General features: G+C 45.0%; 19 protein-coding genes and 1 riboswitch. Of the genes, 16 read left to right on the top strand and 3 right to left on the bottom strand.

All coding sequences use genetic code 11. The annotated features are described in order from the left end of the window. Positions 1 to 14: 14 nt before the first annotated feature. The 9 genes from M917_RS07090 to M917_RS07050 all read left to right on the top strand — a co-directional run bounded on the left by M917_RS07090 (position 15) and on the right by M917_RS07050 (position 12,315). The gene (locus tag M917_RS07090; protein ID WP_021814119.1) at positions 15 to 779 is read left to right on the top strand and encodes an urea amidolyase associated protein UAAP1; all 765 of its coding nucleotides are present in this window, start codon (positions 15 to 17) and stop codon (positions 777 to 779) included. 64 nt (positions 780 to 843) lie between these two features. Beyond that, the gene (locus tag M917_RS07085; RefSeq protein ID WP_021814118.1) at positions 844 to 1,530 is read left to right on the top strand and encodes an urea amidolyase associated protein UAAP2; all 687 of its coding nucleotides are present in this window, start codon (positions 844 to 846) and stop codon (positions 1,528 to 1,530) included. Positions 1,531 to 1,589: 59 nt separating this feature from the next. Next, the gene (gene uca, locus M917_RS07080; protein ID WP_021814117.1) at positions 1,590 to 5,225 is read left to right on the top strand and encodes an urea carboxylase; all 3,636 of its coding nucleotides are present in this window, start codon (positions 1,590 to 1,592) and stop codon (positions 5,223 to 5,225) included. 107 nt (positions 5,226 to 5,332) lie between these two features. Next, positions 5,333 to 7,135, top strand: coding sequence for an allophanate hydrolase (atzF, locus tag M917_RS07075; protein ID WP_227500825.1), 1,803 nt, complete (start codon positions 5,333 to 5,335; stop codon positions 7,133 to 7,135). 112 nt (positions 7,136 to 7,247) lie between these two features. Next, positions 7,248 to 8,279 (top strand): ABC transporter substrate-binding protein, encoded by a 1,032-nt coding sequence (locus M917_RS07070; RefSeq protein WP_021814115.1) that lies wholly within the window; start codon positions 7,248 to 7,250, stop codon positions 8,277 to 8,279. Between the two features lie 66 nt (positions 8,280 to 8,345). After that, on the top strand, positions 8,346 to 9,287 hold the full coding sequence (locus M917_RS07065; RefSeq protein ID WP_021814114.1) for an ABC transporter permease: 942 nt from the start codon (positions 8,346 to 8,348) through the stop codon (positions 9,285 to 9,287). Continuing rightward, on the top strand, positions 9,288 to 10,214 hold the full coding sequence (locus M917_RS07060) for an ABC transporter ATP-binding protein (protein WP_021814113.1): 927 nt from the start codon (positions 9,288 to 9,290) through the stop codon (positions 10,212 to 10,214). It abuts the gene before it with no gap. A gap of 265 nt (positions 10,215 to 10,479) precedes the next feature. Beyond that, complete coding sequence (locus M917_RS07055; RefSeq protein WP_021814112.1) at positions 10,480 to 11,235, top strand: endonuclease/exonuclease/phosphatase family protein; 756 nt, start codon at positions 10,480 to 10,482, stop codon at positions 11,233 to 11,235. Between the two features lie 51 nt (positions 11,236 to 11,286). Continuing rightward, positions 11,287 to 12,315 carry an NADP-dependent oxidoreductase gene (locus tag M917_RS07050; RefSeq protein ID WP_021814111.1) on the top strand — a complete coding sequence of 343 codons (1,029 nt, stop codon included), beginning with the start codon at positions 11,287 to 11,289 and terminating at the stop codon, positions 12,313 to 12,315. 6 nt (positions 12,316 to 12,321) lie between these two features. Here M917_RS07050 and M917_RS07045 read toward each other — a convergent pair whose 3' ends face one another. Both M917_RS07045 and M917_RS07040 read right to left on the bottom strand, forming a co-directional pair. Beyond that, positions 12,322 to 12,939: an alpha-ketoglutarate-dependent dioxygenase AlkB family protein gene (locus M917_RS07045; protein WP_021814110.1), complete on the bottom strand. Its 618-nt coding sequence runs from the start codon at positions 12,937 to 12,939 to the stop codon at positions 12,322 to 12,324. A 16-nt stretch (positions 12,940 to 12,955) separates the two neighbouring features. Then, positions 12,956 to 14,857: an ABC transporter ATP-binding protein gene (locus M917_RS07040; RefSeq protein WP_021814109.1), complete on the bottom strand. Its 1,902-nt coding sequence runs from the start codon at positions 14,855 to 14,857 to the stop codon at positions 12,956 to 12,958. Between the two features lie 421 nt (positions 14,858 to 15,278). Here M917_RS07040 and M917_RS07035 point away from each other — a divergent pair, with 421 nt between their 5' ends. From M917_RS07035 to M917_RS07025, 3 genes are all read left to right on the top strand, one after another. Then, positions 15,279 to 16,127, top strand: coding sequence for a hypothetical protein (locus M917_RS07035; protein WP_021814108.1), 849 nt, complete (start codon positions 15,279 to 15,281; stop codon positions 16,125 to 16,127). A 337-nt stretch (positions 16,128 to 16,464) separates the two neighbouring features. Then, positions 16,465 to 17,355 (top strand): fructose bisphosphate aldolase, encoded by an 891-nt coding sequence (locus tag M917_RS07030; protein WP_021814107.1) that lies wholly within the window; start codon positions 16,465 to 16,467, stop codon positions 17,353 to 17,355. A gap of 162 nt (positions 17,356 to 17,517) precedes the next feature. Next, entirely contained in the window at positions 17,518 to 18,402 is an 885-nt protein-coding gene (locus tag M917_RS07025) for a hypothetical protein (RefSeq protein ID WP_021814106.1), read from the top strand. A 103-nt stretch (positions 18,403 to 18,505) separates the two neighbouring features. Here M917_RS07025 and thiC read toward each other — a convergent pair whose 3' ends face one another. Further along, on the bottom strand, positions 18,506 to 20,635 hold the full coding sequence (gene thiC, locus M917_RS07020; protein ID WP_021814105.1) for a phosphomethylpyrimidine synthase ThiC: 2,130 nt from the start codon (positions 20,633 to 20,635) through the stop codon (positions 18,506 to 18,508). A 241-nt stretch (positions 20,636 to 20,876) separates the two neighbouring features. Continuing rightward, positions 20,877 to 21,007: riboswitch (TPP riboswitch) on the bottom strand. Between the two features lie 244 nt (positions 21,008 to 21,251). On the opposite strand from thiC, the gene pstS reads away from it, so the two are divergent. From pstS to pstB, 4 genes are all read left to right on the top strand, one after another. Continuing rightward, on the top strand, positions 21,252 to 22,427 hold the full coding sequence (gene pstS, locus M917_RS07015; protein ID WP_021814104.1) for a phosphate ABC transporter substrate-binding protein PstS: 1,176 nt from the start codon (positions 21,252 to 21,254) through the stop codon (positions 22,425 to 22,427). A 180-nt stretch (positions 22,428 to 22,607) separates the two neighbouring features. Further along, positions 22,608 to 23,561, top strand: a complete 954-nt coding sequence (pstC, locus tag M917_RS07010) for a phosphate ABC transporter permease subunit PstC (RefSeq protein WP_040642247.1) — start codon at positions 22,608 to 22,610, stop codon at positions 23,559 to 23,561. 66 nt (positions 23,562 to 23,627) lie between these two features. Further along, positions 23,628 to 24,542 carry a phosphate ABC transporter permease PstA gene (gene pstA / locus M917_RS07005; RefSeq protein WP_021814102.1) on the top strand — a complete coding sequence of 305 codons (915 nt, stop codon included), beginning with the start codon at positions 23,628 to 23,630 and terminating at the stop codon, positions 24,540 to 24,542. A gap of 79 nt (positions 24,543 to 24,621) precedes the next feature. Next, entirely contained in the window at positions 24,622 to 25,542 is a 921-nt protein-coding gene (gene pstB, locus M917_RS07000) for a phosphate ABC transporter ATP-binding protein PstB (protein WP_021814101.1), read from the top strand. Positions 25,543 to 25,627 lie beyond the last annotated feature (85 nt).

Here is a 25,627-nt window from a genome sequence, read left to right as displayed (position 1 = left end):
CTGTGGAGTTTTTTATGTCATCTGTTTCAATTACCCCTTTAGATAATTCTTCTTCAGCGCACTTCACCATACCTCTACCCGGTGGTCATCATTGGTGCGGCCGAATCAACAAACACCATGTGCTAACACTCAAGTCACTCGCCGCCAATGCCAATGCCAGTCTATATGTGGTCAATGCTGATGAGAAGCTTGAACGTTTCAATATGCCAGACAGCCTAAAAGCGCAACACACATTATATCTGTCCAAAGGTCACGTGCTCTATTCCGATATGGGCCGAGTGTTGGCTTCTATTATCAGCGATGACCATGGCTGGAATGATGCCATTTGTGGCCCTAGTAATGCTGCTATGGTCAGCACTCAGTACGGCAAAAAAACTTTTCAAGATGCTCGTAATGATCGTTATCAAAACGGTCTTGATGGGTTACTCACCGAAATGTCGAAGTTTGCTCTAAATACCAGTGATCTGACCGCAACCCTTAATCTATTCTCCAAAGTCACCCCTGATGTACAAGGGCAGCTGTTTTATGTGACTGCCGACAATACCGACCAATCTGTTTCCTTACGCTTTGAGATGAATTGCTTAGTGTTCATTTGCAATGCGCCGCATCCGCTTGACCCATCAGAAATTTACGATCCGGCTGACATTGAGTTAACCGTTCAGGCTGCAGCGCCGATTGTGCCAAAGACGGAGTTTGATGTCTGCCGTGATTCTTGTGAGCAAAACCAGCGCGGTTTTGAGAACAATGCTCGCTATTTTGGTGACTACGCAAACGTATAAATAACGTTTGATCGTCGCAGATGCTTATCAAGAGATGCCTCATTTTAATCAAGGGAACCAGATCATGACTATCAATAATGAAGTTCAAAAAACAGATAACCACGTAGATAATGTAGATTCAATCGATTCTAAAAATATTCAGTTGCGCGAGGTGTGTGCGGCTGGAGAAGGATGGATGGCCGAAATCAAAAAAGGTCAGACGTTACGCATTATAGATAGCGAAGGCAATCAGGCAGTCGATACCTTGTTTATCAGCTGTGCTGACATTGCTGAACGTTATAGCGCAACCGATACATTGGCGCAGAATCAGAAGCTATTTTTAGAGATGGGCAGCCAGCTCTTTACGAATAAAGGCCGTGTCATCGCCACTATCACAGAAGATACCTGTGGTCGCCATGACACGTTGGGCGGAGCATGTTCGTGCGAGAGCAATACCGTGCGTTATGCGCACGATACCTATCCCATGCACAGCTGTCGAAACAACTTTATGCACACACTAGCGACGCATCCGATAGCACAAAAGCATGATTTGACACTGCGTCATATCGGACCAAATATCAATTTCTTTATGAATGTCCCCGTCACACCTGATGGCAGTTTGGCATTTGATGATGGCATTTCAGCTCCCGGCAAGTATGTCGATATCACCGCCCAAATGGACATGATTGTCCTTATATCGAATTGTCCTCAGCTCAACAATCCCTGCAATGGCTACAATCCCACGCCGATTGAGCTTGTGATCTATGAGTAAGTGAGACATTTTTAGATAAAACGACACTGCCTATTAATAAGAAATTTGAGGAAATTGTGATGTTCAAAAAAGTATTGATTGCCAATCGCGGTGCGATTGCTTGTCGAATTATACGTACTTTAAAACAAATGGGTGTGGCTTCAGTTGCCGTTTATACCGATGTCGATCGTGGATCACTGCATGTCAGTCAAGCAGATGAAGCCATAAAAATAGGCTCAGGTCCTGCTAGTGATAGCTATCTGAACATGGATAAAGTGTTGCAAGCCGCTATTGATTCGGGTGCTGAGGCAATTCATCCGGGTTATGGATTTTTGTCAGAAAATGCCGCATTTTGTGAGCGCTGTGCAGCGGCTGGTATTGCGTTTATTGGCCCGATTTCTGAGCAGCTGCTCAGCTTTGGACTCAAACACACGGCTCGTAAGCTGGCCATCGAAAGCCAAGTCCCGCTATTACCTGGTAGCGAGTTACTACAAGACGTTGATGAAGCGCTGCGTGAGGCTGAGCGTATTGGCTATCCCGTCATGCTAAAAAGTACGGCAGGCGGCGGCGGTATCGGCATGCGCCTAGTATGGAACGAGGCCGAATTGGAAGATGCTTATGAATCCGTGCATCATTTGGCACAAAGTAACTTTAGTGATGCAGGTCTGTATCTCGAAAAATTCGTAGAGCATGCCCGTCATATCGAAGTACAAGTATTCGGTGACGGTAAGGGCAATATCATCACTTTAGGGGAGCGTGACTGTTCGATTCAACGGCGTAATCAAAAAGTCATCGAAGAGACACCAGCACCACTGTTATCAGATGCTCAAAGACAGAACTTACAGCAGGTAGCAACTAAATTGATGCAACAAGTCAATTACCGATCTGCGGGTACGGTCGAGTTTGTGATGGACGTGTCAACGCAAGCATTTTATTTTTTGGAGGTCAATACACGCCTGCAAGTTGAGCATGGCGTTACCGAAGAAATCTATCAGGTAGATTTGGTGCGCTGGATGATCGAATTGGCTGCGGATGAGTTCGTATTACCAGCGTTGCCACTACAGGCATCAGGGCATTCGATCCAAGTGCGTTTATATGCTGAAGACCCTGTTAAAAACTTTCAGCCAAGTACTGGGATTTTGACGGATGCGTATTTTGCTCAAGAGGCACGCGTTGAGACATGGATAGAAACAGGCAGTGAGATATCTGCTTTTTATGATCCGATGCTGGCAAAAATTATTGTCACTGCGCCTGATCGTGTTCAGGCATTGACAAAAATGAGCCAAAGTTTAGCAGTGTCGCGTATGGCAGGTCTCGAAACCAACCTCGAATATTTACAGCAGATAGTGGCTTCAGATACCTTTCATCAAGGCACACAGACCACAAGATTTTTGAATACCTTTACATGGCTTAGCCAAAAGATTGAAGTAATACAGTCAGGTGTACAGACTGCGGTACAAGATGTGCTCGGTCGACAAGGCTATTGGGATGTGGGTGTGCCACCATCTGGCGCGATGGATGGCCTGAGTCTCAATACAGCCAATCAGCTTTTGGGCAATCCGTTCAACACAGCAGGTCTGGAATGTGTGGTCACAGGGCCGACGTTACTGTTTCATTGTGATAGTCAAATTGCCATTACTGGCGGCACAATGGTTTGCAAACTGGATGGCGACATCCAACCGATGTGGCAAACCATCACCGTTCGTAAAGGTCAGACGCTTGTTTGTGGCAATATCACCTTAGGATGCCGAAGTTATATCGCCATCAAAGGCGGGATAGATGTCCCTACTTATCTGGGCAGTCAAGCGACCTTTAGCTTAGGTCAATTTGGCGGTCACGCGGGTCGTAACTTATTAATCGGAGACATGCTACCGATCACGCAATGCGATATATCTAGCACGACTAAAATTTTACCTATTGCTCAGCGCCCAGAATTTAGCGGATTGTGGCAAATAGCGGTTATGTATGGCCCACATGGCGCACCAGATTTTTTTACTGAATCTGATGTGTCGCAGTTCTTTGACCATGAATGGGAAGTTCATCATAACTCCAGTCGTACGGGTATTCGTCTGGTCGGACCCAAGCCTAAGTGGGCGCGTGAAGACGGCGGCGAAGCAGGCTTACACCCATCAAATATTCATGACAATGCCTATGCTGTTGGGGCGATTGATTTCACTGGTGATATGCCGATTATTTTGGGGCCTGATGGACCAAGCTTAGGGGGCTTTGTCTGCTTGAGCGTCATCGTCGCTGGTGAGCGTTGGAAAATGGGACAGCTCAAAGCAGGTGATCGGGTTCAATTTGTACCCGTCAGCTACGATCAAGCGGCGCAATTACATCAGCGTTACGATGATATGTTGCGAGCGGACGACTGCCATTTGGTTGATTATAGCTTACCAATCAATACAGACACGGCTACTTTGCAGACGGCCATATTGGATACGTTACCCATTAATGATGTCCATCCAAAAGTGGTGTATCGCCCAGCTGGAGACAGTTACATATTAATTGAATATGGTGAGCAGGTGCTGGATTTGCAACTGCGCTTTCGTGTTCAAGCATTGATGGAGTGGTTACAGACTCAGCAGATCGATGCCATCATCGATTTGACACCCGGTATTCGCTCGCTATTAGTGCATTACCATTCATTAAAGCTATCACAGCCAACCCTGCTAGCGATGCTCAAGCAAGCCGAAAGCGCTTTGCCTGATATCAAACACATGCAAGTGCCTTCTAGAATTGTTCATTTACCCATGGCATGGGCGGATTCACAAACCAAGCTCGCGACAGAAAAGTATCAGCAGTTGGTACGTCCTGATGCTCCTTGGTGTCCTGATAATATCGAATTTATCAGACGTATCAATGGTTTGGCTTCGACCCAAGCGGTCAAAGACATCGTTTATGACGCCAGTTATTTGGTCATGGGACTGGGTGATGTGTATTTGGGCGCGCCCGTTGCCACGCCACTTGATCCGAGACATCGCTTGGTCACCACCAAATACAATCCTGCCAGAACATGGACACCAGAGAATGCCGTGGGCATCGGCGGCGCTTATATGTGCATCTATGGTATGGAAGGCCCAGGCGGTTATCAGTTTGTTGGCAGAACGCTACAAATTTGGAATCGTTATCGCTCGCATCCGAGTTTTGAAGCGGAAAAACCATGGTTGCTACGATTCTTTGATCAGATTCGCTTTTATGAAGTCAGTGAGGACGAGCTGCTATCTATGCGAACCGCCTTCAAAGCAGGCGAGTTGTCGATTGAGGTCGAGGACACGGTATTAAATCTCGCTGATTACTACGACATGCTGAATGAAAACAAAGACAGCATCCAAACCTTTAAGGAGCAGCAACAGGCCAACTTTGAGGCTGAGCGACAACGCTGGAAGCAGCAAGGCCTAGATCAGTATGTTGGTGAAGACATTGATGCGGTAGAGGTACAGTCAGATATCAAAGTGCCTGAAGGCGGTGTGGTCGTCAAAGCGCACATGATGGGCAGTGTCTGGAAGATTTCTTGTGCCGTCGGTAATGTGGTCGATGAAGGACAGACGCTGGCGATTATAGAAGCAATGAAAATTGAAATACCCATTATGTCGCCAGTGGCGATGCAGGTGGTAAGTATTGAGATTGAAATTGGCATGACGGTCAAATCTGAGCAGCCTCTATTTGTCCTAGCACCAATTACCGTTAGTGAATCAACGACGACAATAAAGTAAAAAATCAATATCACAAAATCAGGTCATTAGACGCTTTTATTAGCACATGACTTCTATTAGCACGTGACTTTATTTTAAAAATGGTGATAAAAACGATAGAGAGAGCGATTATGCAGATGAATTGGACAATCAAAGATTGGCAAAACGCTTACGCTGAGGGAGATATTCAGCTAAATGATCTACTGAGTTATGTTGCGGGTATTGGCAATGACAATCATGCATGGATTGAGATTGCTACTTTTGAACAAGTAACCCAACAACTCGAAATCATCAACGCCCAAAACCCCGAAGACTTGCCGCTCTATGGCATTCCATTTGCGGTGAAAGACAATATCGATGTGGCAGGCTTTCATACCACAGCGGCTTGCTCAGCCCCTTTATATTTGGCTACAACAGACGCGTATGTGATTGCCAAGCTCAAGTCAGCTGGGGCTGTGGTCATTGGTAAAACCAATCTTGATCAATTTGCGACAGGACTGGTGGGAACGCGATCGCCTTATGGCGCGGTGACCAATAGTTTCAATCCCGATTATATCAGTGGCGGCTCAAGCTCAGGCTCTGCTGTGATTGTTGCCAATGGTACGGTGCCGTTTGCGCTTGGGACAGATACGGCAGGATCTGGGCGAGTGCCTGCCGCCCATAACAATATAGTGGGTTTGAAGCCGACGAAAGGTTGGTTATCCACTACGGGTCTCATTCCTGCTTGCCGTTTACATGACGTGATTTCTATTTTTACGCTTGGTGTTGATGAGGCGTGGCAAGTGGCTCAAGTCATGAAAGGCTATGATGCAAAGGACGACTATAGTCGCGCTCATCCGAACACTGCACCAGTCGCCTTTAGTCTTGGCAAAATCGCTATCCCTGATACCTTGGAATTCTATGGTGATACCCAATCAGAACAGGCTTTTGAGGTGGCACTTACACAACTTGAGGCTATGGGCTATGACGTCACACCGATAGATTTTACCGTTTTTAATCAGCTGGCAGAGACACTTTACAACGACAGCTGGGTCAGTGAGCGCGCATTTGCTATCGATCAGCTCGTAGAGCGTGATGACGTCTTGTCCATCACTCGTCAGATTATCAGCCAAGCTGACAATTATAGTGCCATCGATGCGATGAGCGCTGAGTATGCGCGCGCTGCACTCAGCCGCCAAATTCAGCACGTGCTATCTGAGTTTGATGCGCTGATGGTACCAACAGCGCCGACTATTTATACCATTGACGCTGTCAATGCCGACCCATTGACCAAAAACAGTCACATGGGCGCCTATACCAACTTTGTGAATTTAGCAGATCTGTCCGCATTGGCCTTACCAAATGTAATCGCTGATGATGGCTTACCGCGCGGCGTGACCTTTATTGCCATGACTTGGCACGATGAAGCTTTGGCCAATTTTGGTCATCAATGGCAAGCCACTTTGAAAACACCAATGGGAACGTCACAGCATCATTATCAATCTGACAAATCGCAATCGCTGATTCCTCTTAGCACAAAGTTTGACAGTGATAGTAGCGTTGAGCTGGCTGTGGTTGGCGCGCATTTAAGCGGTATGCCACTTAATTATCAGCTGACGGATCGAGGTGGCGTATTGTCCGAAAAAACTCAAACGGCAGCGACCTATCAGCTCTTTGCATTGGCAGGATCAACGCCCGCCAAACCGGGGCTGAGGCGCCAGAGTGGCGGGCGCGCTATTGCGGTAGAAGTCTGGCGTATTCCTAAAGCAAGATTTGGTGAAATCGTCAACGAAGTGCCGTCCCCATTAGGCATTGGCAATGTTGAATTGGCAGATGGGCGCTGGGTTAAGAGCTTTATTTGCGAAGAGTATGGGTTTGCAGACAGTACAGATGTCACACATTTTGGTGGCTGGAAAGCGTACATAGACTCGCAGTCATCGCCAAAAATTTAAACCAGTATCTAGAAATAATGACGCGAGCAATGCCTTTTATTCTATGGTATTGCGCAACAATAATCAGCAGACACTCCCATAACGGGCTGTCTATATTCACGGAGTAAGACTCATGAATCGACGCTTATTTACTTTTGCGATTTTTTCAAGCTTTATGCTGTTTGGCTGTGACAATACCGCCACAGTCCCGATGCCTGAAGGGGAGGCGACAACAGAGAAAGCCGCGGCTGCAAACGATGAGCCAATTTCTATCGGTTACAGTGATTGGCCGGGCTGGGTGGCTTGGCAGATTGCAATTGACAAAGGCTGGTTTGAGGAAGCAGGTGTGAATGTCGAGTTTAAGTGGTTTGACTATTCTGCGTCCTTATCTGCTTTTGCTTCCAATCAATTAGATGCCATTTCTGTGACGAATGGCGACAATTTGGTCAACGCTGCGGGCGGTAGTGAAGGCATCATTATTTTGGTTAATGATTATTCTTCAGGAAACGATCAAATCATTGCCAAGCCCGGTATGACTAGTGTCGCGGATTTAAAAGGCAAGTCGATTGGGGTCGAAAAAGGACTGGTCGATCATCTTTTGCTCAATAGTGCGCTGGCTGATAACGGCTTGAGCGAAGCGGATGTGACCTTGGTAAATGCCACCACCAATGAGCTGCCGCAAGTGTTTACCAATGATAGCATTGACGCCGTTGCTATTTGGCAACCCAATGCCAACCAAGCTTTAAAAAATGTGCCCAGTGCAAAAGCCATTTATACCTCAGCGGACAAACCCGGTCTGATTTATGACACGTTAGCCGTCAGTCCTGCTAGCCTATCTGCTCACAAGGCCGAGTATGCCAAAATTATTCAGGTTTGGGGCAAAGTCGTCAACTACATCAATGATCCTGCGACCCGAGACGATGCCATTAGCATCATGTCTAATAAGGTAAATGTCCCCGCAGATCAATATAGTACCTTTTTGAATGGCACCAAATTGATGAGTTTAGAAGACAACAAAAAGGTCTTTGCCAAATCTGACGAGCTGAGCTCTATTTATGGGTCGAGCTACCATGTCAATCAGTTCAATATCGACAATCAAATTTATACGCAAACAATTGATATCGATAAATTAATCTACCCTGATTTGATTAATCAGAACGATTAATAGCAACTGTTTTCATTGCAAAGACAAAGGTTGTAGCGTCTTTATCACCATTTTAGAGAGAAGCCTATGAGTCATATCAATCAGTATTTAACCAAAAAGACCACCATTGGGTTAAATGTACTTTCATTTTTGATTCCGATCTTAATATGGTGTGCGGTGAGCTATCTGCCTTTTATTTGGCATCCACAAGTTGAGATTACTGATGCAGGAAGTAGTACCTATCTACAAGAAGGCAGTCGCATTGAAAAGGCGGTATTTTATCAAGAAGCGCAGGATGCTATGGCATCAAATGCTGTACCGCCGCAAGGAAAATTGGTCAATCCAATCTACTTGCCAGCGCCTGATGAGGTGGCGGCAGCGATGGTCACCGCTTTTGTCACACCGCCTGCGCAAGCTGATGGCCCATGGTTGCATGAGAGTCTGTGGCAAAGCGTTCGCACCGTATTTATTGCGTTCTTTATCTCATCGATTATCGGTATACCGCTAGGATTGTTATGCGGATTTTCTCAAAAAATCGCGCAAATTACGCAGCCGTTTGTGGAGTTTTTTCGTTACTTACCCGCGCCAGCCTTTGGCCCTTTGGTTGTGGCGGTACTGGGTATTTATGATGGGCCAAAAATTGCCATTATCGTGATTGGTACTTTGTTTCAACAAATTCTAATCATTGCCAATACCACGCGCACGATGGATTTGGGGCTCATTGAGGCAGGATATACTTTAGGCACCAATAAGCTCAAAAGCTTCTTTTATGTGTTGTTGCCTGCTGTCTTGCCTGATGTCTATCGAGATTTGCGGGTTTTATTGGGCTGGGCATGGACGTATTTGATTGTTGCTGAACTCATCGGCACCACCTCAGGCATCACTTGGTTTATTGTGCAACAAGCCCGTTACCAGCATTTTGATAATGTCTACGCTGGGATTCTTCTCATTGGGTTTATCGGGTTGGGAACAGACATTTTGCTGTACCAACTGGGTAAAAAACTCTTTAAATGGAAAGCGAGTATTTAAATGATGACTCATGATATTGCCTCTTCAGTCGCTGTAAACAGTGCTCATACCGACCATCAGCAAGTCATTGATGATTACTTCAAAGCATTGTATCAACGAAATGTGGTGCTAAAAGTGGATAATTTGACACAATCGTTTGACCAAGGCGGTAGCCGAAAAGTCATACTAAAAGAGGTCAGCCTACAAATTCATGAACGCGAGTTTGTCTGTGTGATCGGGCCGTCTGGTTGCGGCAAATCGACATTGGGACGTATTATTGCAGGCTTAGATGCTTATCCGAGCGGTGAGGTCATCGTTGATAACGAACGAGTGAAAGGCCCAAGTGCCAGTCGCGGCATGGTTTTTCAGGGCTATACTTTGTTTCCTTGGAAAACCGTCAAAGAAAACGTCATGTTTGGTCCCATCATGGAAGGTCGTAGTAAGTCGAATGCTGAGCGTAGCGCCCGTGAGTGGCTCGATATCGTCGGTCTGAGCAAATACGAAAACCATTATCCGCATCAGCTGTCAGGTGGCATGAAGCAGCGGGTAGCCATTGCAAGAGCACTGATTAATGAGCCCAAAGTATTGATTATGGATGAACCCTTTGGCGCGCTTGATCCTTATACCCGTCAAAAAATGCAAAAGCATTTGCTGGATTTGTGGCGCAATATTGACATCACTATTGTGTTTATTACGCACGATATGGATGAGGCGGTACTGCTCTCAGACCGCATCGTCGTTCTCAAAGCCAATCCTGGTGAGGTTCAAGATATTATTGAAGTGCCACTTGCACGGCCTCGTCATCCTGACATCGTGACGGACAGTCAGTTTTTGCAATTAAAAGCGCGCATCAATAGTATCGTTCACAACCCACAACCTGAGATTGATCCTGCCTTGGTTGAGATGCCAGACATTCCACGTATGACACCTTTAGACACCTATAAATAAATATCTAATCATCAATAAAAGAGAGTCAGTAAGACTGGTACAAATTTTTCGTAGCTTGTTTTCCGTAACTTCTTTTTCGTAGCCGCTAGTAGTAACGGCACAGCAAGCACCGAAAATTTTTACCAGTCCCACGCCTCATAACGTGTCAATCTTCTGCCCTTCATATCACACCCATTACCGATTAAATGCTGCTGATAAATACGACTGCTGTTATACTCAATAGCGTATTCCTCTGTATACCGATCTTTTTATGACTAATAAAATTATGACCACATCTTCCTTTATTTTGACCAGCTACAACATTCATAAAGGCATGTCGCCTTTAAATCGCCAAGTAAAAATGCAGGGTATTGCCCAAGCACTCGATATCATTGGCTCAGACGTGCTGTGTCTGCAAGAAGTACAAGGTCAAAACCTCAGGCGCAATTTGCAGTATAACGAATACCCCGACCAATCACAGCATGAGTGGTTTGGCGAATATCTACAGCTGCAAAACAGTTATGGCAAAAACTCAGAATATGAAAATGGGCATCATGGCAATGCGGTACTTAGCCGATTTCCACTGGATCCAAAACACAATGTGAATATTACGGTCAATAAACTTGAGCAGCGCGGCGTGTTGCACTGCGAAGTACAGCCAGCAGGTTGGGAGATGCCCGTTGTCGTGTTATGCGCCCATCTGAACTTGTTTGAGCGCGATCGTATCAAACAATACGAAGCGATCGCTAATTATGTCCGCCATGAAATTGCCTCGGATCAGCCCTTGATTTTGGCTGGGGATTTTAATGATTGGAAAAAAATGTCTTGCGATAAGCTTGCTACCAGTTTAGGTATGATTGAGGCCTTTAAGCACTGCCACGGCAAGCTGATGCCAACGTTCCCAGCCAAAATGCCTGTGCTCAGTTTAGATCGTATTTATGTACGTAATTTAAAGATTAAAGACGCTTGGGTACATACGGGCAAACCATGGTCAACATTATCAGATCATTTGCCCATCAGTGCAGAGCTGATGTTGCCGTGATATATTGACCACTACAAGTGAGTAATCAACCAAATATAAGGATATTCTACTATGGTGATGTCATCTACTACTGCTCAGACTGAGCAAGCCACTGCCCAACTGCCAACTGCCCAACATGCTGTCCTCATACGCGAATTTGGCGAACCTGAAGTAATGAAATATCAGGATGGGGTCGATATGCCCAAGTTACAGGACGATCAGGTATTGGTAAAAGTTGCCTACGCTGGCATCAATCCTGTCGATTACAAAACCCGTCAGGGCAAAGGCTGGGGCGCAGAAAATATTCGTCAAGAAAAATTCGACAACGACCAACCAGCAATTTTGGGGTTTGACGTATCCGGTGAAGTGGTCGCCAGTCATAGCGATCAATTTGCTATTGGTGATAATGTCGCGGCTTTGACTTTTAATGGCGGCTGCTATGCAGAGTACGTGGTGGTCGATGCCAAACTGCTGGCGAAAGTGCCAGCGGCTGTTACTTTAGAGCAGGCAGGGGCGTTGCCTTGTATCGGACAAACCGCGATCCAGTTTGCGGAGTTTGCCGATATTAAAGAGGGCGAGCATGTGGTCATCAATGCGCCAGCGGGCGGTGTCGGTCACTTATTGATTCAGCTATTAATGAAGAAAGTAACAGCAAATAATATCAAGGTAACGGTTATTTGTTCGCCAGAAAAATATGCCAAGCTCGATGAGCTGATAGATATCAGTAAACTGGCTGGTTGGATTGATTATACCAAAGATGAGGATTTTACTGAGCTGCAAGCCGATGTGTTGCTTGATTTGGTTGGAGATGAAGCGGGCGTACGCGCGCTGAGTGTACTCAAATCTGGTGGGCGAGTAAATGTGCTACCCACTATTTGGGTTGATAAACTAAAAGAAGCAGGCGAGCAAAAAAGCTTGGAAGTAGCCGGTTATAAAGCGCAGCGTAGTGGTGAAGACATGGCGCGAGTTTTACAGCTCGTGGCTGATGGCGAGCTGACTTTACGTATTCAGCAGACATACCCATTAGCAGAAGTGGTTGCTGCGCATCATGAGCTACAAAAAGGCGATGCTTTTGGTAAGATTGTTTTAAAAGTAAGCTAACAGGCGTTAATTGGCTGGCATGTGCCGAAACGTTAGGCTAATGCGCCCATCTGAGATGGTTTTCGTCTTAGTGATGGTATGTTTCCAAAAGGTTTGTGTGTCGCCATGCATGACAACAAGCTGACCTGACTCAAGATAAAGCGCGACTTTATCTTGAGTTTTTTTGTGTTTGAAGACAAACTTTCGTGTGGCACCGAGCGAGAGGGAGGCGATGATTGGCTGATGCCCAAGCTCTTTTTCATCGTCAGCGTGATAGCCCATACCGTCAGCGCCAGACGGATAGTAATTGAGCAAGCAAGTATTGAAATCAACGATGATGCCGATACTTTTCAACGCTAGCTCGACAGATTGTTTCACGTGAAACACCGCATCTGACCATGGAATAGCCTGACGCGTCTGTCCTGAATAGTGGTAGGGAGTATTGTTTTCACCCATCCAGACGATCTGGCGAGTAGTGATGTGAGTTTGTCCAAACAGCGTCACGATATCAGACTGCCAAGGTAGCTCTGCGAAAAGGGTTTCGTACTGTTCATTAGGGTTATCAATAATGATACCCAAGTCATTCACCTTACCATCGTAAGGCAATAAATTATCTGTAGGCGCTGGGGCGAAGAGATCGGTCATGGTTGCGCCTATTTATTTAACTGTCTTCACCCAAGAATCCACCACTTTGACGATGCCACAATCTTGCATAGACGCCGTGTAGTGCCAGTAGTTCGTCATGGCTGCCTTGTTCGATAATCTGACCTCGGTCCATGACCACCAAGCGATCTAGTGCTGCAATGGTAGAGAGGCGATGCGCAATTGCGATGACGGTTTTGCCTGTCATGATGTCATTCAAGCTTTCTGTAATGGCAAACTCAATTTCTGAGTCAAGCGCACTGGTTGCTTCGTCTAATAGCAAAATGGGCGCATTTTTTAGCATGACACGTGAGATAGCGATACGCTGACGTTGCCCGCCAGAGAGCTTGACGCCGCGCTCACCCACTTGCGTGTCAAGACCTTTATTGCCTTTATCATCATACAAGTCTTTGATAAAGTCCCAGGCTTGCGCTTGCTTCGCCGCCGTCATAATCTCTTCATCGGTAGCATTTGGGCGACCGTATGCGATATTCTCACGTACCGTACGATGTAATAAAGAAGTGTCTTGGGTCACCATACCGATCTGTTGGCGTAAAGACTCTTGCGTAACGTCGTCAATGGCTTGTCCATCAATCAAGATTTTGCCGCTATCCACATCAAAAAAGCGTAATAACAAGTTCACTAAGGTTGATTTACCTGCACCTGAGCGCCCAACCAAGCCTATTTTTTCGCCCGGCTTGATATCTAAATAGAAGTCATCGAGCAGTTTGATGGTAGAAGGTGCTGGCGCGTTTATTTCGTCTATATTTTTACCTTCAATATCGTCGTTATCATTTTCATAGCTAAAATCAACATGATCGAATACGATACGTCCTTCGGTAACTTTTAAGGCAGGGGCATTTGGTTTATCAATGATCTTTTGTGGCGCTGATAACGTGCGCATACCGTCTTGTACCGTACCGATACTTTCAAATAGACTGGCAGTTTGCCACATAATCCAGTGAGTCAGACCATTTAAACGCAGTGCCATCGCGGTTGCAGCAGCAATTGCACCAACACCAACGGCGCCTTGTTGCCATAAATACAAACCTATACCAGCCGTGCTGCTGACTAAAATAATACTAATAAGATGAGTCGATACTTCTAAATAGCTGACCCAGCGCATTTGCGCGTGTACTGTACCCAAAAATTGACCCATGGCATTTTTGGCGTAGCTCAGCTCACGGCGCGAATGGCTGAACAGCTTGACGGTCATGATATTGGCGTAAGCGTCTGTAATGCGGCCCGTCATGAGCGCCCGTGCATCCGCTTGCACAACGGCCGTTAGTTTGAGTTTGGGAATAAAGTACCAAATGGCCAGTGTAACCAAGACCAGCCAAATAACAAATGGAATCAGCAATAGGCTGTCTAGGTTAAATAGAATAATACCTGAGGTTATAAAATAAACGGCGACATACATAAACATGTCGGTGACGGTCATGACGGTATCACGCACTGCCAGCGCAGTTTGCATCACCTTTGCAGAGACGCGTCCTGAAAACTCATCTTGATAAAATTGCATCGATTGCCCAAGCATGCGTTGATGAAAGCGCCAGCGCATTTGCATCGGAAACACGCCTTGCAAGGTCTGAAAATGAACAAGCGATGACAGCGCAATCCATACGGGACTCACTATCATAACTGCCAGCATTAAGAGCAGCATGTCGCCCTTTTCTAACCATAAATTCTCTGGCGTATAAACGCCCAACCAATCGACGATATTGCCAATCCAAGCAAACAGCATGGCCTCGTAGATACCGATGCCTGCTGATAGAATCATAAACAGCAGTAACCAGCCGCGCAGACCATAGGTACACGCCCACATAAATTTAAGCATGCCATCACGTGGTGAGGGCAGCGGCATAGGCGTCTCAGGAAAAGCGGGTAGGCGAGTTTCGAAAAAGCGAAATAGAGCATTCATAGGCAGTCATAAAACATCAATAGCAGTACGCCAAAACCAACGATATCACTCGTTATTTTGAATCTTTACTGTTGTTATTAGGAGTGCGCACTATTTTAACAAACTTCACCATGAGAGCTGCATGCTAATTGTAATTTCACCGTCACAGGGGCTATTTATGACTTGTTGTATAGTCAATTTCAAATGAAACAGACCTATTATGTTGCAACGCGGAAATGGTATAAATTTTTCTGGCTTGCTATGCCTTCGCAGTCTCGATGCTACGAAACTTCTCGTTTAAAGATAAGCATTCCAGTCCCGCTGGCTCGTTTTTATGCTGAACTCACTATATTATTGGTCTATCATAAAGCCATTTAATTTCTTACTTTTGCTGTATAAATAGCAGCCATATAAAAGTCGCAAGCTAAAAAGGTAGACGTGCATGATGTATTTAACGATTGCGGTGCTTTGTAGTGTCGCCGTTTCAGTATTGCTCAAGGTATTACGACAAAAAAATATAGACATTCGCCAAACCATCGTTGCTGGTTATCCAGTGGCATTTTTCCTGACTTGGGTTTTGCTAAAGCCAGAGATCAGTGAAGTGAGTACGCTCAATGACGAATGGGGAATCATTATCGCGCTTGGTGTGCTCTTGCCAGCCGTATTTATTTTACTTGGGCGGGCCATTGAAGCGGTCGGTATGGTCGCCACCGATGCTGCTCAACGTTTGTCATTAATCATTCCAATCGTCGCCGCTTTTTTATTATTCGGTGAAGTGCTAACGGGTATGCGCATATTTGGATTGGCATTGGGATTTTTGGCGTTGGCGGCTTTGATTTATCGTTCACAGCCCGCTGATGTTAGTAAACAAACCCAGCTGACGCCTCTTTGGTTATTTGGTGTGTGGGCAGGTTATGGCATTATCGACATCTTATTTAAGCAAGTGGCCAAACATGGTACTGCCTTTCCACTCACGTTATTTGTCAGTTTTGGTTTGGCAGGATTGTTGTTATTTATCTATCTGCTGGTCACGCGAGTGCGCTGGCAGGGCAATGCGCTGATGGCAGGATTGTTATTGGGTGCGCTGAATATGGGAAATATCTATGCGTATGTGCGCGCGCATCAAGTGTTATCGGACTCGCCAAGTATTGTCTTTACGGGTATGAATGTCGGCGTCATCGCTGTTGCTACATTGATCGGGGTCGGTGTGTTCAAAGAGCCACTTAATCGCATGAATATATTGGGTTTATTATTAGCGATTGGTTGTGTGGCAGTGTTGTTTTTGACGTGAGTTTTTGACCAAAAGAGTGACTTGTAATGAGGATTTACAAAAGCTTTAACGTATTGTATATAGGCAGGTCAAGTCTCCTATGATAAGGTTATCTACGAGCAGCAACGCTTATATAGTCGATTTTAAATAAAACAGAACCATTATATTGCAACGCGGAACTGGTATAAATTTTTCTGGCTTGCTGTCTACGCAGCTCGATGCGGCGAAACTTCTCGTTTAAAGATCAGCATTCCAGTCCCGCTGATTCGTTTTATACTGAACGCACTATATAAACGAGTAAAAAGCGATTTACTTTGTGATATTTGACTTTAATAAATAAAAATAGGAAGCCCTTTCAATGGAATACAACAAGCAATTACAACGCATAAAAAACAGTTCAGGTTTCATTGCCGCATTGGATCAAAGTGGTGGTAGCACGCCAAAAGCACTAGAGAACTATGGCATTTATGCAGATGACTATGACAGTGATGAATCCATGTTTGATTTGGTGCATGAGATGCGTGCGCGTATCATGACTTGTGAGGCTTTTGATAGTGAGCGGGTGCTGGGAGCGATTTTATTTGAAGACACAATGGAACGTGAGGTCAACGGGAAATCTACAGCCAACTATCTTTGGGAAGATAAAAATATCGTCCCATTTTTGAAAGTAGATAAGGGTTTGGCGGAGCAAATGAGCGGTGTGCAAGTCATGCGTCCCATTCCAGATTTAGATGTGTTATTAGATAAGGCGAAAAACTATCCCGTATTTGGCACCAAGATGCGCTCCGTTATTTATGAGCCAAACGTCGATGGTATTGAGCTGGTTGTACAGCAGCAGTTTGACGTGGCCAAGCAAATCATATCAAAAGGGCTGATGCCAATCGTTGAGCCAGAAGTGGATATCAATAGTAGCAAAAAGCATGAGTGTGAGCTGATACTCAAAACCAGTATTTTGCATAATTTGGATCGTTTAACTGACGATCAGCAAGTGATGCTAAAACTGACCTTGCCGGAAGAGGCAGGCTTTTATCAAGAACTGATCGATCATCCAAAAGTATTAAAAGTCGTGGCATTATCGGGCGGTTATAGTCGTAGTGAAGCGTGCGCCAAGCTCAAACAAAACCCAGGTATGATTGCCAGCTTCTCACGTGCTTTCACTGAGGGCTTGAGTCGTCAGCAAAGCGATGAAGCGTTTGCTGATATGATTGATGCGTCAATTGAAGAAATTTATAAGGCGTCGAAGGTATAAGGGCGTTTGACTAGTTTATCTATTTTTAAGATTCTGCTTCATGAACCTAGCAAACAAATGTGTCTGCTAGGTTTTTTATTTTTGTTGCTATAATATTACAATTAGAATACATTCTCGAATTAAGTTTGTTTTAAATATTTTTTAATATTGGGATATATACTAATGGATATACGTTACTCAAGTTTGCTCTTAGCTTCTATATTGGCATTATCTGGTTGCGGTAGTGATAGTGATAGCAACGCAAGCGTCAACGAACCGACGATACCTGAACAACCCAATCCAGAACAGCCGTTACCTGAAGAGACACAGAATCAAGTATTTGGTTTTGCGTTTGATGGCACGACAGATTTAAGTAATATATATGGCACAGATGCTGTGGTACAGCGGTTAGTGGTAGACACTAGTGGTGAATATTGGCTAATCAATAATAATACAATTGATGCCAATGGCGAACAGCTTGATCCATTACCTAGCAAATCAGTCATCGGTCTCACTCATGGTAAGTTTGGTGAAGAAATGGTAGATGGTTACTATCCATCACTCTCCACAGATTTTATAACGGACTTCACTGCTTTTAACAGTATGCGGAGTGTATTTAACTTAGGTGCAAAAGCGGTTAATGATGATACTCTGAAAATGATGTACCAATATAGTAGTGGAAACTCTACAACTATCAATAGCAATGCGTCATTGATGAAAAATGATATACCAATGAAAGAGTCCATTGAGCAGCAAATTGGACAGTATACAGGCACATTAACTGGTGCATCTGATGGACGTTTTGGACTTGGTTTAGGTACGCTGACAATCAATGCTAATGGCACATTTAGTATCATCGATACGAGACAGTGTATGATTCAAGGTACTTTAGATAATAGTACGGTCTCTAAATTTACTGTTGTTAATGCGACTATCGATGCTAGTTCAGAAAGATGTCCACTAGAAAATGGTGAAGCAGAAGGCATACGATTGATCGATAAGGAAGGCGGTACTATTGTATTTACCACACCAAATGACAATAATGGCTATATTTTCAATTATGCATAATTGTCGATAATTTTTTATAAATACAGAGACACGCTTCGATAAGTACAACAAAGCCCAAACCTGATAGTCAGGTTTGGGCTTTTTTTAGTAAGTCTAAAAAAGCCTATACCTCTTTATACAACTGACGTCCTTCCTTGTTGTATTTTTCCATCATCTCAGCCATCCCTTGACGAACTTCCTCAGCACTGGCTTCTCCAACTTGTCCGACCAGTTCTGTATCCACCTCTTTAATGACATGACCGGCATGAGTTAAATCGCCCGTCTTTGACGTGACTTTTTTGTTGGCCATTTTTTGATTAGCTGTACCTTTATCCAGTCCTGCTGCATACTCACGCACATTTTGCGTGATTTTCATCGAACAAAATTTTGGTCCACACATAGAGCAAAAGTGGGCAGATTTGTGCGCGTCTTTTGGTAGCGTTTCGTCATGAAATTCACGTGCTGTATCAGGATCAAGCGCCAGATTGAATTGATCGTCCCAGCGGAATTCAAAACGGGCTTTGGATAACGCATTATCACGCGCCTGCGCACCCGGATGGCCTTTGGCAAGGTCGGCGGCGTGTGCGGCAATCTTATAGGTAATGATGCCATCTTTGACATCTTTTTTGTTCGGTAGGCCTAAGTGCTCTTTTGGTGTGACATAGCACAGCATTGCGGTGCCAAACCAGCCAATCATCGCCGCACCAATGGCGCTAGTGATATGGTCATAGCCAGGTGCAATGTCGGTCGTTAAGGGCCCTAATGTATAAAACGGCGCATCCGCACACAGCTCAAGCTGCAAATCCATATTTTCTTTGATGCGGTTCATCGCCACGTGTCCAGGTCCTTCAATCATCACCTGCACATCGTGTTGCCAAGCCACTTGCGTCAACTCACCAAGTGTACGTAGCTCCCCAAATTGCGCTTCATCATTGGCATCTTGCAAGCAACCGGGACGCAAACCGTCGCCTAAGCTAAACGCCACATCATACTGCTTCATAATCTCGCAAATGTCTTCGAAATGTGTGTATAAAAAGCTTTCTTTATGATGCGCAAGACACCACTGTGCCATGATAGAACCACCGCGTGACACGATACCCGTCAAGCGATTCGCGGTCAGGGGCACATAGCGGAGCAACACACCGGCATGGATGGTGAAGTAATCAACGCCTTGTTCTGCTTGCTCAATCAAAGTATCACGGAATATCTCCCATGTGAGATCCTCTGCCACACCATCGACTTTTTCGAGCGCTTGATAAATCGGTACAGTGCCAATCGGCACGGGCGAGTTACGAATGAGCCATTCGCGCGTTTCGTGGATATGATTGCCCGTTGATAAATCCATGATGGTATCACCGCCCCAACGCGTCGCCCACGTCATTTTTGACACCTCTTCATCGATAGATGAGCCGAGCGCTGAGTTACCGATATTGGCATTGATTTTTACCAAAAAATTACGACCGATAATCATCGGTTCGGACTCAGGGTGATTGATGTTGTTAGGAATGATGGCGCGTCCAGCAGCAACTTCACTGCGCACAAATTCAGGCGTGATGATTATTGGTGTATTAGCGCCAAAATTTTCACCTTCATGTTGGCGTATATCTGTCAGCTCATGCTGCTTTTGTGTTTCACGAATGGCGATATATTCCATCTCAGGGGTGATGATACCGCGACGCGCATAATGCATTTGCGTGACATTTCCTGAGAAACCATTGCCCGACTTAGCGCGACGTGGCTTATCGATATGAGCAAATCTGAGATTGGCAGTACTGATATCGCGGGCGCGCGCTTGTCCGTATGAGCTGGACAGGCCGCTTAGTTGCTCGGTATCACCACGCTCAGCGATCCAGTTTTCACGCAATTTTGGCAGTCCGCGTGTGAGGTCGATATCGACATTGGGGTCGGTATAAACGCCTGAAGTGTCATAAACATAAAATGGCGGATTTTGTTCCCAGTCTGCTTCATCGACCCCTTGAATAGGCGTGTTTGCTAAACTGATTTCGCGCATCGGTACTTGAATATCAGCGCGCGAGCCTTCGATATAGACTTTTTTGGAAGCGGGAAGGATACGATGTAGGTCACGAGCGTCTTCTTCAAAACGCGCGTCACCTGCTGCACGGTGGGCAGGGGTTTTTAGAGCCTCTGATTTTTTGTCCGCTTTACTGCTCGTTGTATCAGCAGATTTTGGAATAGCAGGCGTGTCATTATCTGGAGTATAGGTTTGGGTGGTTTGTACGTTTGAGATGGTCATATGCTGTCCTAGCGTGTTGGTTTTTGAATAAAATCAACACCGCCAGTAGCTGCGGGGGTGGCACTATGAGATACGAACAAATGCAATTATAAAGCAGACGAGCTATCGCTATTGAAAGTGATAAATCATCTTTAAATGATTGCTGGGCACAGCTAATTATTAAAGCAATATATCCGCAGACAAAAAGTCTGCAAGACGTTGGCAATTATAAAAAGGCATTTCTGCGCGCCCTTTGTAAATAAACATAGGCTCAAGACTTCCCTGCGTCGGTACTAACCGCATCAGGTTCGGCGGGTGATCTCTCAGCGAATGTATCAAAGCGACTACTTTAAAAAAGTAAGTCAATAATACACCGCACCCCGAGTCTGTCAGTGTTGTAAATCTTCTTTATACTAGCAAAATTCTACACTGACGGCTAACGATATTTCGGCATGAGTAGCACGTTTTAAAGATGATGGTTGTATGCACTCCGCTTTTTTTCAAAATAATTCGTTAGCAGTCGTTGAAAACGAAAGATTAAGAGTGCTGTCATTAAACTGTCATAAAAACTTGTCAATATAGCTCGCATGTCACAAACAATGTTTTTTGTATCGTTGTTAAACTTCAGGAGTCTTACATGCGTTATTCGTTATTAGCAGTGGCCGTCAGCTGTACCTTAGTACTTACGGCGTGTAATAAATCGACCGACACGGCAGAGCCAGCTGCGGATAGCAGTAGCGCTGTCACAACTACTGAAACAGCCGGTAATGCTACTACCAGTACCACCCCTGCTGCTGGCACAGGTTTTACCTCTGCTGAAAATATCGCCATGAACATCACTGGTGCGGGTGCATCGTTCCCGCAACCTATCTACGCTAAGTGGTCTGCTGATTATAATGCTGACACTGGTGGTCAAGTCAACTACCAATCAATCGGTTCTTCTGGTGGTATCAAACAGATTCAGTCAAAAACTGTAGACTTTGGTGCTTCTGATGCGCCTTTGACGCCTGAAGAGCTTGAAGAGTTTGGTCTTATTCAGTTTCCGACCGTTATTGGCGGCGTCGTACCTATTGTCAACATTGACGGTATCGAGCCAGGTGCGTTGAAATTGGATGGTGAAACCTTAGCTAATATTTATTTAGGTAAAATCAGTAACTGGAATGATCCTGCTATCAAAGCAATGAATCCAGACTTGACCCTACCTGATGCTCAAATCACCACCGTATTCCGCTCAGACGGTTCAGGTACTACTTTTAACTTCACTGATTATCTAGCTAAAGTGTCAACTGACTGGAAAGATACAGTTGGTGTTGATAAAACCGTCAAATGGCCAACGTCTGCCACTGGTGCAGGTGGTAAAGGTAACGAAGGCGTTTCAAGCTACGTTAACCGTATGAAAAACTCTATCGGCTATGTTGAATACGCTTACGCTAAACAGAACAACATGTCACACACCGCACTTAAGAACGCGGCTGGTAACTTCGTACAGCCTTCTGCAGAGACATTTGCAGCGGCAGGTGATATCGACTGGTCACAGCAAGAAGGTTTTTACAAAGTTATTACTGACTCTGAGACTGAGCAAGCATGGCCAATCGCTGCTGCAACATTCATCTTAGTACACAAGCAACCAGAAAATCCTCAGCAAGTGGCTGGCGTACTAAACTTCTTTGACTGGGCTTATAGCCAAGGTGATGAAGATGCTATGGCACTAGATTACGTTCCTTTCTCTGATACTGCAGTAGCATTATTCAAAGAAAAATGGAATGAAGTAAAAGGTAGCGATGGACAACCTGTTTATAAGGCTGCGCAGTAATTGGTTTATTTCAGCCACTGATTAGTCGTTTTCCAATTACCCTCTCAAATCACTATTCTCCGGTAGTGGTTTGAGAGGTTTTATCACAACAAATTTAAAGGTCATTTTAAGTTTGTTGTGATGAAACCGCATTCACGCTTCTAATATTTTGACTTGATTCTATTCAACGCTGAGACACTTATGAATGACTTAAGGTCCCAACTGGCTAAACAAAAACGTTATGATGCCCTGTTTGTTAATGCAACCAAGGCTTTTTCCATTCTTGTTCTTCTGTCCTTGGGCGGTATTTTAGTCTCATTAATCATTGGGGCTTGGCCGAGTATCCAAGAATTTGGCTTGGGCTTTTATACCAGCAATAACTGGGATACGGTCGCCAATGAATACGGTGCGCTAGCGCCTATCTACGGCACGCTAGTGACATCGTTTATTGCCATTATGATTGCCGTACCGGTCAGCTTTGGTATCGCGATATTTTTGACTGAGATGTGCCCAAAGTTTTTAAAGAAACCACTTGGCATCGCTATCGAATTGTTGGCGGGCATTCCCTCTATCATTTATGGTATGTGGGGATTGTTTGTGTTTGCGCCTTTTTTTGGTGATCACATTCAGCCATGGTTTATTGAGCATGTGGGCCCTTTACCTATTATCGGTAAACTGTTTACAGGTGCACCAATGGGGCTGGGTATGTTTACAGCCTCGCTGGTACTTGCCATCATGATTATCCCTTTCATCGCTGCTACCATGCGAGATGTTTTTTCTGTCGTACCCGACCTGCTGAAAGAATCGGCTTATGGTATGGGCGCTACGACATGGGAAGTCATGTTTAAGATCATCTTGCCTTATACCAAAGCGGGTGTCGTCGGTGGTGTCATCTTGGGGTTAGGTCGCGCACTGGGTGAGACGATGGCGGTTACTTTCTTAATTGGTAACGCCTTTAATATCAATCCAAGTCTATTTACGTCTGGCGTCACGATTACCTCGGCCTTAGCCAATGAATTTGCGGAAGCCTCGAGTGAGCTACATTTAGCTTCTTTATTACATTTAGGCTTAATCCTATTTGTCATTACTTTCATTGTGTTATCTCTGGCTAAGCTGATGCTGATGCGTATGGATCAAAAAGCAGGCAATCGATAGCTGTTCGGTTACCTCGGTAAATTTTGATGGTTATGGGTACTGATAAAAATACGGGAAACAAGTTTTATGCCTTCTAACAATGCTACCAACGCAATCAATGCGCCGTTACCAGCGAAGACGAACTTTGAAGGTCGTTATAACCAAAGCCTATATAACAAACGCCGCTGGGCCAATAAGCTTGGCCTAGGGTTTGCGATGTCAGCGATGGTTTTTGGTTTGTTTTGGTTGTTTTGGATTTTGTTTACACTGTTTATCGAAGGCTTCCAAGGCATCGTGCAACTGCCTGTATTTACGGCCGATACACCACCGCCTATGAGCGTAGGTGGTTTGCGAAATGCGATTGTCGGTTCGGTGATGTTGGCATTTTCAGGATTATTTATCGGAGCGCCAATCGGTCTGATGACGGGTATTTACTTGTCTGAGTTCTCTCAGGGTAGTATGCTTGGTAAAGTAACACGTTTTTTGAATGACATTTTGCTGTCTGCACCATCGATTGTTATTGGTCTATTTATTTATGCGCTGATGGTCAAAGGTGAAAGCTTCTCTGGTTGGGCGGGCGCGTTGGCTTTGGCATTAATTGTTATTCCTGTGGTTGTGCGTACGACCGAAAATATGCTCAATCTAGTTCCCAATAGTATTCGCGAAGCCGCTTACGCATTAGGTACGCCTAAGTGGAAAATGGTGACGCAAGTGACTATTAAGGCGGCAAAAGCGGGGCTTACGACAGGGGTTTTATTGGCCTTCGCCAGAATCACAGGTGAGACGGCACCGTTGCTATTTACGGCGCTGAACAATCAGTACTTCAGTACCGATATGAGTCAACCAATTGCTAACTTACCCAATACCATCTATCAGTTTGCGATGAGCCCTTATGATAACTGGCATGCTCTGGCATGGGCCGCGGCACTTCTTATCACTAGCTCTGTCTTGGTATTGAATATTTTGGCCAGATTCATTGGCGGTAGAGGTCAGCCCAAATAAAGGCTGACGTCAAAGCACATCACATCAAGCGTTTACTTAAACGCACATGAATTTTAATTAAGCTAGGTTGGATAACACTATGAATGACGTTATAAGCAAAGTCCGCAAGAAAAAGACTGTTGATAACTTCAAAGAGACCACAGATAGTCTATTGAATAGACCTATGTCTACTAGCACGCAGATGGGACAACCAGATACTGCTACTCTGACCAAGCAAACGCGCGATGATATTCCGAAAAACATGCCAGCGGCAAAAATGGAAATTCGCGACCTAAGTTTTTATTATGGTGATTTTCAGGCGCTAAAAAACATCAATATTGATATCCCTGATAAAAAAGTCACTGCCTTTATCGGTCCTTCAGGGTGCGGCAAATCTACACTACTGCGTACTTTTAACCGTATGTACGATTTATATCCAGGTATGCGTGCAGAAGGCAATATCAGCCTTGATGGCAAAAATATCTTGGGCAAAGACGTCGATGTCAATTTGCTACGCGCCCAAGTAGGTATGGTATTCCAAAAGCCCACGCCGTTTCCAATGTCGATTTATGACAATGTCGCTTTTGGTGTACGTTTGTATGAAAAAATGTCCAAGGCAGAGCTTGATAACCGTGTGGAATGGGCGCTAAAAAAAGCAGCGTTGTGGCCAGAAGTCAAAGACAAGTTAAAAGCATCTGGATTGTCGTTGTCAGGTGGACAGCAGCAGCGTCTTTGTATCGCGCGTAGTGTCGCAACCAAGCCTGAAGTATTGCTGCTTGATGAGCCAACCTCAGCACTCGACCCTATCTCAACGGGCGCTATTGAAGATCTGATTGAAGATTTAAAAAACGACTATACCATTGCCATTGTCACTCACAACATGCAACAAGCAGCACGGGTATCAGATTATACGGTTTATATGTATTTGGGCGATATGATTGAGATGGGTGAGACGGATCAGATATTTACCAAACCAGCACAAACAGCGACGGAAGACTATATTACTGGTCGTTATGGCTAAGGCGAGGATTGAGCAGACGCGGAATGCTCGATACGTTTAAACATATCTCATGCGCCGATTCGTTCGGTTCAAAAAGCACGACGCG

Origin of the sequence: Psychrobacter aquaticus CMS 56 (assembly GCF_000471625.1) — a bacterium.
GTDB lineage: Bacteria > Pseudomonadota > Gammaproteobacteria > Pseudomonadales > Moraxellaceae > Psychrobacter > Psychrobacter aquaticus.
This window is presented reverse-complemented; position numbering and strand designations above follow the sequence as displayed.

Excerpts from the sequence above, each read along its gene's own strand:
- M917_RS07090 (WP_021814119.1), top strand. The coding sequence starts at position 15 with ATGTCATCTGTTTCAATTACCCCTTTAGATAATTCTTCTTCAGCGCAC.
- M917_RS07085 (WP_021814118.1), top strand. The coding sequence starts at position 844 with ATGACTATCAATAATGAAGTTCAAAAAACAGATAACCACGTAGATAAT.
- uca (WP_021814117.1), top strand. The coding sequence starts at position 1,590 with ATGTTCAAAAAAGTATTGATTGCCAATCGCGGTGCGATTGCTTGTCGA.
- M917_RS07070 (WP_021814115.1), top strand. The coding sequence starts at position 7,248 with ATGAATCGACGCTTATTTACTTTTGCGATTTTTTCAAGCTTTATGCTG.
- M917_RS07065 (WP_021814114.1), top strand. The coding sequence starts at position 8,346 with ATGAGTCATATCAATCAGTATTTAACCAAAAAGACCACCATTGGGTTA.
- M917_RS07060 (WP_021814113.1), top strand. The coding sequence starts at position 9,288 with ATGATGACTCATGATATTGCCTCTTCAGTCGCTGTAAACAGTGCTCAT.
- M917_RS07055 (WP_021814112.1), top strand. The coding sequence starts at position 10,480 with ATGACCACATCTTCCTTTATTTTGACCAGCTACAACATTCATAAAGGC.
- M917_RS07050 (WP_021814111.1), top strand. The coding sequence starts at position 11,287 with ATGGTGATGTCATCTACTACTGCTCAGACTGAGCAAGCCACTGCCCAA.
- M917_RS07045 (WP_021814110.1), bottom strand. The coding sequence starts at position 12,939 with ATGACCGATCTCTTCGCCCCAGCGCCTACAGATAATTTATTGCCTTAC.
- M917_RS07040 (WP_021814109.1), bottom strand. The coding sequence starts at position 14,857 with ATGAATGCTCTATTTCGCTTTTTCGAAACTCGCCTACCCGCTTTTCCT.
- M917_RS07035 (WP_021814108.1), top strand. The coding sequence starts at position 15,279 with ATGATGTATTTAACGATTGCGGTGCTTTGTAGTGTCGCCGTTTCAGTA.
- M917_RS07030 (WP_021814107.1), top strand. The coding sequence starts at position 16,465 with ATGGAATACAACAAGCAATTACAACGCATAAAAAACAGTTCAGGTTTC.
- M917_RS07025 (WP_021814106.1), top strand. The coding sequence starts at position 17,518 with ATGGATATACGTTACTCAAGTTTGCTCTTAGCTTCTATATTGGCATTA.
- thiC (WP_021814105.1), bottom strand. The coding sequence starts at position 20,635 with ATGACCATCTCAAACGTACAAACCACCCAAACCTATACTCCAGATAAT.
- pstS (WP_021814104.1), top strand. The coding sequence starts at position 21,252 with ATGCGTTATTCGTTATTAGCAGTGGCCGTCAGCTGTACCTTAGTACTT.
- pstC (WP_040642247.1), top strand. The coding sequence starts at position 22,608 with ATGAATGACTTAAGGTCCCAACTGGCTAAACAAAAACGTTATGATGCC.
- pstA (WP_021814102.1), top strand. The coding sequence starts at position 23,628 with ATGCCTTCTAACAATGCTACCAACGCAATCAATGCGCCGTTACCAGCG.
- pstB (WP_021814101.1), top strand. The coding sequence starts at position 24,622 with ATGAATGACGTTATAAGCAAAGTCCGCAAGAAAAAGACTGTTGATAAC.